Annotated in this window: 5 protein-coding genes; 1 reads left to right on the top strand and 4 read right to left on the bottom strand. The window is 71.1% G+C overall.

From position 1 onward, the window contains the following. Positions 1-118: 118 nt before the first annotated feature. From AB0P03_RS40445 to AB0P03_RS40430, 4 genes are all read right to left on the bottom strand, one after another. Positions 119-1,951, bottom strand: a complete 1,833-nt coding sequence (locus AB0P03_RS40445) for a 5'-nucleotidase C-terminal domain-containing protein (protein WP_363588921.1) — start codon at positions 1,949-1,951, stop codon at positions 119-121. Positions 1,952-2,218: 267 nt separating this feature from the next. Further along, entirely contained in the window at positions 2,219-2,842 is a 624-nt protein-coding gene (locus tag AB0P03_RS40440; RefSeq protein ID WP_363633729.1) for a hypothetical protein, read from the bottom strand. After that, complete coding sequence (locus tag AB0P03_RS40435) at positions 2,829-4,460, bottom strand: VWA domain-containing protein (protein ID WP_363588917.1); 1,632 nt, start codon at positions 4,458-4,460, stop codon at positions 2,829-2,831. Before AB0P03_RS40435 ends, AB0P03_RS40440 begins: the two co-directional genes overlap by 14 nt. A gap of 8 nt (positions 4,461-4,468) precedes the next feature. Beyond that, complete coding sequence (locus tag AB0P03_RS40430; protein WP_063347154.1) at positions 4,469-5,545, bottom strand: hypothetical protein; 1,077 nt, start codon at positions 5,543-5,545, stop codon at positions 4,469-4,471. Between the two features lie 281 nt (positions 5,546-5,826). Between AB0P03_RS40430 and pyk the strand changes: the two genes are divergently transcribed. After that, the gene (gene pyk / locus AB0P03_RS40425) at positions 5,827-7,257 is read left to right on the top strand and encodes a pyruvate kinase (protein ID WP_363588915.1); all 1,431 of its coding nucleotides are present in this window, start codon (positions 5,827-5,829) and stop codon (positions 7,255-7,257) included. Positions 7,258-7,394: the final 137 nt, after the last annotated feature.

The raw sequence follows: 7,394 nt of genomic DNA, 5'->3' as shown, positions 1-7,394 counted from the left end.
CCGCGCGGGTTTGGTTTTTCGCCCCCCCCCCCCGCCCCCATTTCCCCCCGCCCCCCCCCCCCGCGGGCGGGGGGCGGGGGGGGTCCCGCCCCCCCCCGACGGCCTTCGGGTGAGGTGCTCAGAACACCGGCTGGCCGGCGCGCACCAGGCGCCAGGAGTCGGTGAAGAAGTCTGCCGGGTCGATGACGCCCTTGGCCTTCACCCAGGCGATCATCGTGTTGCGGATCTCGTCCGAGTTCGACCAGACCAGCTTGGCCTGCGCCACGTGCGGGAAGTTGCCGCCGCCGTTGGCACGGTAGTTGTTGACCGCCAGGACGAACTGCGCGGCCGGGTCGATCGGCTTGCCCTGGAACGACAGGTTGACGATCCGCTGCCCCTTCGGCTGCGCGATGTCGATGTCGTAGCTCAGCCCGTACAGCGAGTCGTAGTTGTAGTCCGGCGTGGTCTCCGCGCCGGTCAGCGCGTCCTTGTCGACCGGCGCGCCCGGGGCCAGCTGGTTGTAGTACTTGGCCGAGAACTCCAGGTAGTCCTTCAGCTGCGCGCCCGTCAGGACGCGTGCCTCCAGCGTGTTCTCGTAGATGTACAGACCCGCCGCGTCGCGCAGCTTCACCTGGCCCGCCGGGATCAGCGCCGTCCGGTTGAACGGCGCCGCCTGCGCCAGCACCGGCAGGTTGGCGTACTGCCCGCCCGCCAGCGCCGCCTTCACCGCGTCCGCCTGCACCCGGCCGATCAGGTCGATGATCGGGGTCGCCCGGAACCGCGCCTCGGCGATCGACAGATCCGTCTTGCAGGTGCCGATCTGCTGGTTGACGTACGCCACGACCTTCTTGTGCTGCTCGGTCAGCGCGTCCACGATCTCCGGGTTCTCCGGCACGGTGTTGGAGTTCAGCACCCGCGAGGACACCGAGAGGACCTTCCACGCGCCGTCGGCGAACTCGACGTCGAAGTCGAAGCAGCTCAGGCGCTGGCCCCAGCACAGCGGCTCGGAGAGCACCACGGTCCTGCCGGTCTTCTTGTTGACGATCAGCCGCTGCGCCACCTCCTTGTGGGTGTGGCCCACCAGCACCGCGTCGATGCCCGGAACGGTCTCGGCCATCTCGCCGGAGGCGTCCTCGGGCCAGGGCAGCTGGTCGCCGTAGGTGGTCGGCTCGTCGATGCCGGAGTGGGCGGAGACGACGATGACGTCCGCGCCCGCGGCCTTCATCCGGGGCACGTACTTGGCGGCCGTCTCGACGATGCCCGGGAAGACCATCTTGCCGGTGACGTTGGCCTTGTCCCAGATCGCGATGCCCGGGTTGGTGAGGCCGAGGATGCCGACCTTCAGAGGGGTGTCCTCGTCCAGCCACACCTCCTTGATCACGTACGGCTTGAAGGCCGGCTTCTCGTTCTTCGCGTGCAGCGCGTTGGCGCCCAGCAGCGGGAACTCCAGCTGGTCCTCGAAGGCCTTCACGGTGGGGATGCCGTAGTTGAACTCGTGGTTGCCGAGCGCGGCGGCGTCGTAGCCCATGAGGTTCATGGCGACGGCCATGGGGTGGTCGGGCACGTTGTCGCCGTCGGTGGCGATCGGCTCGATCCGGGCGTAGTAGTAGGTCAGCTGGGTGCCCTGGATGATGTCGCCGGAGTCGATCAGCAGGCAGCGGTCCCAGCCCTTCTCCTCGCGGACCTGGTTGGCCAGGGTGGAGATCTTGGCGAGGCCGACGTCGTTGTGCGCCTTGTCGGCGTACACGGCGTCGGTGAAGTAGTCCCAGTTGAGCACCCGGCCGTGCAGGTCGGTGGTGCCCATGACGGTGAAGGCCTGCTTGCGGCCCTTGCGCTTGCCCTTGGCGGCCGCCGGAGCCGGCTCGGCGGCCACGGCGGCGGGGGCGGCGGCGACGACTGCTCCGCCGGTCAGGGCGGCGCCGGCTGCGGTGGCGGCGGACCGGGTGACGAAGTCACGGCGGTTCAGGGGCATGGACGACTCTCCCGGGTGGGGACTGACGGGCCGATGGTCCGTCAACTGGTGTTCGGGTGGCGTGCCGAAGCGCATCGACGCGCGTAGAAGGACGCGCGTAGAAGTGTGCCGTGCGGGCCCGGCCGGTGGATAGCCCTCCGACGTTTCCAGCAGGTGAGATCTTGGCGACTCGTTCGTGACGGGGGTGCGCGGAGGGCGGGGTGGTAAGGGGACCCGGCCGGGCCCTGTCCGGTTTCCTCGGGGGCAGGACCCTCGGGGGCAGGACGCTCAGTTCAGGTCCGCGACCAGTCGGCGCACCTCGCGGCCGAGCTCCGCCTCCGGATCCGGGGCGTCCGGCCCCGCCCACGGCCGCCAGGTCAGCGCCCGCAGGTAGCCGGCCACCGCCACCGGCAGCCGGTGCCGCACGATCTCCTCGGGCACCGGCCCCGGCTCCGCCGAGCGCAGCGCCGCCAGCAGGCCCGCCACACCGGCCGAATCCGGCAGCGGCACCGTGGCCAGGTAGTCGGCCAGCGCGGCGAGCTCGGGATCGGGTCGCGGTGCGGGCTCCGGCGCGGGCTCCGGCGCGGGCTCCGGGTCCGGCCTGGGCGTCGACGTGGAAGCCGTCGACGGCCCCGACGGCCCCGACGGCAGCGGCGGCCCCGACGGCAGCGGCGGCACCAGCGGATCGACGGGCAGGACGACGGGCGGCACGACGGGCGGGTCCGTCCGCGCGCCCGGCGTCAGCAGCGCGCCCGCCCCGTACAGCCCCGCCACCACCGCCGGCCACCACGCCCCGCCCAGCCCGGCGAAGTGCAGCCCCAGTCCCACCGCGCCGCCCCCGCAGCCGACCAGGTTCCGGGCCGACTCCAGGTACCGCAGCACCCGTCGGCCGAACCCGTCACTGGTAGCCACGAATCTCCTCGAACACCCCGTCCAGCGAACCCGACCCGTCGAACAGCTTGCCGCCGCTCACGTCCGCGATCCCCTGCAGCTGGCTCACCGCCGCCTCCCCGAACTTGATCGGGAACACCGGGATCGACTTCTGCCCGGCCGGCAGCCCGTCGTGGAACCGCTTGAAGTCGCCGTCCGAAGCCCCCTCGTTGCTCTCCCCGTCGGTCATCAGCACGATCGACGTGAACCGGTCGTCCCCCGCCGCCGACTGCTGCCGGTCGATCACCCGGTACGCCTCCTCCAGCGAGTCGTACAACGCCGTACCCCCCGACGCCGCCAGCGACTGCACGTCCGCGTCGATCGACGCCAGCTCCGTCTCCGGGCCCGGCTTGCTCCCCGAGGCCGGCACCGCGTGCGTCCTCGCCCACTTCACCTTCGACGCGAAGGAGATCAGCGTCACCTCCTCGCGGTCCCGGAACCTGCGCACCGCCCGGGTGTCGTCCGCCCCCGTCAACCGGCCCAGCGCCGACTTCAGAGCCGAGATCCGCGAACCCTCCATCGACCCCGAGGTGTCCAGCACGTACACCGTCCGCGACGGCCGCCGCAGCTCGTTCTGGTACGAGGCCAGCAGCCCGTCCGCCACCGCCCGGCTCCCCGGGAACGGCAGCTCCCGGCGCCGGTCCGCCGGCAGCCCGGCCGCCGGCGACACCCCCGGCGCCACCGGGCGGCGCAGCGTCACCTCGGAGATCCGTTTCTGCACGTCCTCCTTCAACAGGTACGCCGTCAACCGCTGGAAGGAGTCCCGCTCCCGCTGCGCGGACGAGGACAGCAGCGACAGCGGATAGTCCGCCGACACCACCCCGTCCACCGGGCGGATCACCGTCAGCTGCTGGTCCGCCGCCAGCGACTTGTTCATCGACAGCAGCACCGACTCGTAGTTCACCAGCGCCCCGACCTTGCCCGGCTCCGCCCGGGTGTAGGCCTGCGCCAGCCAGCCCGAGGAGCCCGACGTCAGCTTCTGGCCGGTGAAGAACTGCTTCAACTGCGGCGCCGCCTTCTGCACGTCCCCCTCGGTCAGCGCCGCCCCCGCACCCGAGAACGCCGAGGCCACCGCCACCAGCGTCGAGAAGCCCGAGTTCGACCGGGACGGGTCCGCCATCCCGTACGCCAGCTTCCCGGCCGACGCCGCATCCCCGACCTGCGCCCAGGAGACCTTCGAACCGTCCCCCCAGCCGAGCTCGTTGAGGACCGAGGACCGCACCCCCACCGCCACCGGCGACACCATCACCGGCGTCTCCGACAGCACCTTCGACTTCCCCGCGTCATCCAGTCGCAGGTACTGGTTGGACGGGAACCACACCGCGTCGTACTTGCCGTCCGCCCGGCCCGAGGACACCGCGTCCGCGCCGTCCAGCGAGCCCGTCCAGGAGAACTGCACCGTCACCCCGGTCGCCTTCCTGGCGTCCTCCAGGATCGGCGCCAGGTCCTGCAGCTCGCTGCCGGCCAGCACCCGCAGCACCCCCGGCTGCGCCGTCGTGGCCGGCGGGTCGGACGGCTTCGGGCCCGGCGGGGTGGAGGTGCAGGCGGCGGACGCCAGCAGGGTCGCCAGCGCGGCGACCGGCCAACTGTGCTTCTTCATCCGGGAGTTCACTGAGCCTTCCCCTTGGCGGCCTTGATCAGCCTGGTCAGGATGTCGGGCACGGGAATCTGCGGCTGGTTGACCTTCGCCGCCGCGAGATTGGGCGCCAGGACCGGGGTCTTGCCCTTCACCAGCGCGGCGAAGGCGTCCGGGTCGTCCTGCGGGCGGAAGCCGAACTTCGCCTCCAGCCGACGAAGTTCGGCGTTGTCGTGCAGCTGGGCGGCCAGCCGCCGGCCGTTCGGCGTGCGGCCGACGATGGTGTGGTCGGTGTAGATGGTGGTGTCCGGGTACAGCACCACCATGTCGCCGGTCGACTCGCCCTTCAGCACCATCGCGGCGGCCTGCGACTCGTACGCGAGCACCAGCGGATTGCCGACCCCGGCCAGGAAGGCCTTGAACGGCTCGTCGCTGCTGCTCTTCTGGCCGCCCTGGATCGCCGTCGCCGTGCGCAGCACGTCCTTGGTGGCGTCGATCCCGGCCTGGTCGTAGACCACCTGGCGGTTGTTCAGCAGGTACGACAGCAGGGCGATGTGCAGCGCCCCCGAGGAGGACGTCTCAGGGTCGGTGGTGGTGAGGAACACCGGGCCCTTCAACTCCGCGTGCTCGGTCGCGCCCGCGAGGTCCGGCCAGGTGCGGCCGGCCTTCAGCGCGGCCAGGTAGGCGTCCATCCGGAACGTCCACAGCCCGGTGGAATGGTCCAGGGTGGCCAGGCCGTTGCCCATCAGGACGTCCGCCACCGGGCGGTGCGCGAGGATCACCAGCGGCGAGTAGAACGGCTGGACCGGGACCTCCTTGATGTTCCAGTCCACGCGCAGCTTGTCGGCCGGTGGCTGACTGGCCGGGAACGCGAAGTCCTTCGCGTCGCCGTCCATCAGCCAGGAGCCGATGCTCTCCGCGTTCACCTTCATGCCCTGCTTGGCCAACTCGGCGACGACCTGCGGATCCTGGAAGAAGTCGCGCTTCTCCGAACCGATCAGGCCGGAGACGGTGACGATGTCGCCGCCCGGGTCGTCCTGCGGGATCAGCGCGTACGTCACCCCGCCCAGCAGGGCCAACGCCGCCAACACCCCCAGAGTGCGTCTCATGCCGAACGCCTCCCCCTCGTCCGCTACGTCGTCCGGGTGGTCACCCGGGGGTGACGAGCGTCCCGCCGGGCGGGGAGCGGCGGCCGAACCGACGGTGAACCAAGGGTGAACACCCCTTCACGGGTTCGCATCGGAAGGCCGGACGGCGACGGCACCCGGGCAGCTGCTCGCACACCGGTCCGAGGATGTGTCAGATTGTTCAACTCGCCTTACGGCAAAGGTCATCCCGCCGTCCGGACCCGCGTCGTGGTTACGCGCCGGTAATGCCTACCCTCAGCAGTATGCGCCGAGCAAAAATCGTCTGCACCCTCGGGCCGGCCACCGACTCGTACGACCAGATCAAATCCCTGGTCGACGCCGGAATGGACATCGCCCGTTTCAACCTCAGCCACGGAACCCACGACGAGCACGAGGAACGCTACCGCCGCGTCCGCAAGGCCGCCGACGAGAGCGGCCGCAGCGTCGGCATCCTCGTCGACCTTCAAGGCCCGAAGATCCGGCTCGACACCTTCGCCCACGGCCCCGTACTTCTCGAACGCGGCGACGAGTTCACCATCTCCACCGACAACGGCGTCGTCGGAGACAAGGACATCTGCGGCACCACCTACCCCGGCCTCGCCGCCGACGTCACCCGCGGCGAACGCATCCTCGTCGACGACGGCCGGGTCACCCTGGAGGTCGTCGAGGTCGACGGGCCGCGCGTGCGCTGCCTCGTCATCGAAGGCGGCCTCGTCTCCGACCACAAGGGCCTCAACCTCCCCGGCGTCGCCGTCTCCGTCCCCGCACTCAGCGACAAGGACGTCGCCGACCTGCGGTGGGGCCTGCGCACCGGCGCCGACCTGATCGCGCTCTCCTTCGTCCGCAGCGGCCGCGACATCGAGGACGTCCACCGGATCATGGCCGAGGAGGGGCGCCTCGTCCCCGTCATCGCCAAGATCGAGAAGCCGCAGGCGGTCGACAACCTGGAATCCATCGTCGACGCCTTCGACGGCATCATGGTGGCCCGCGGCGACCTGGGCGTGGAGATGCCCCTCGAACAGGTCCCGCTCGTCCAGAAGCGCGCCGTCAAACTCGCCAAGCGCAACGCCAAGCCGGTCATCGTCGCCACCCAGATGCTCGACTCGATGATCAACGCCTCCCGGCCCACCCGGGCCGAGGCCTCCGACGTCGCCAACGCCGTCCTCGACGGGACCGACGCCGTGATGCTCTCCGGCGAGACCTCCGTCGGCAAGTACCCCGTCGAGACCGTCAAGACCATGAGCCGCATCATCGAGGCCGCCGAAACCGACATCCTCGCCGCCGGACTGCCGCCCCTGACCACCGGCAACAAGCCGCGCACCCAGGGCGGCGCCGTCGCCCGCGCGGCCGCCGAGATCGGCGACTTCCTGCACGCCAAGTACCTCATCGCCTTCACCCAGTCCGGCGACACCGCACGCCGGCTGACCCGCTACCGCTCGCCCATCCCCGTCCTCGCCTTCACCTACGAACCCGCCGTCCGCAGCCAACTCGCCCTCACCTGGGGCGTCGAGACCTTCCTCGGCCCCTTCGCCCCCACCACCGACCAGATGGTCGAACAGGTCGACGCGGCCCTCCTGTCGCTCGGCCGCTGCCAGAAGGGCGACATCGTCGTCATCACCGCCGGCTCCCCGCCCGGCCTCGCCGGCTCCACCAACCTCGTCCGCGTCCACCACGTGGGGACCCTGGACAACTGACCGGCGCGGGGGGGGGCGGGCGGGGGGGGCGGCGCCCCCCGGGGCCGGGGGGGGGGGGGGGGGGGGGGGGGGGGGGGGGGGGGAGAGGGTTTTAAAGATAGGGTGGTTAGAGGGGGGGGGCGGGTGAGTTAAAAAAG

The sequence above is a fragment of the Kitasatospora sp. NPDC088779 genome (assembly GCF_040685395.1).
Lineage (GTDB): Bacteria > Actinomycetota > Actinomycetes > Streptomycetales > Streptomycetaceae > Kitasatospora.
Note: the sequence above shows the minus strand (reverse complement) of the source record. Positions and strands in the feature narration are given on the sequence as shown.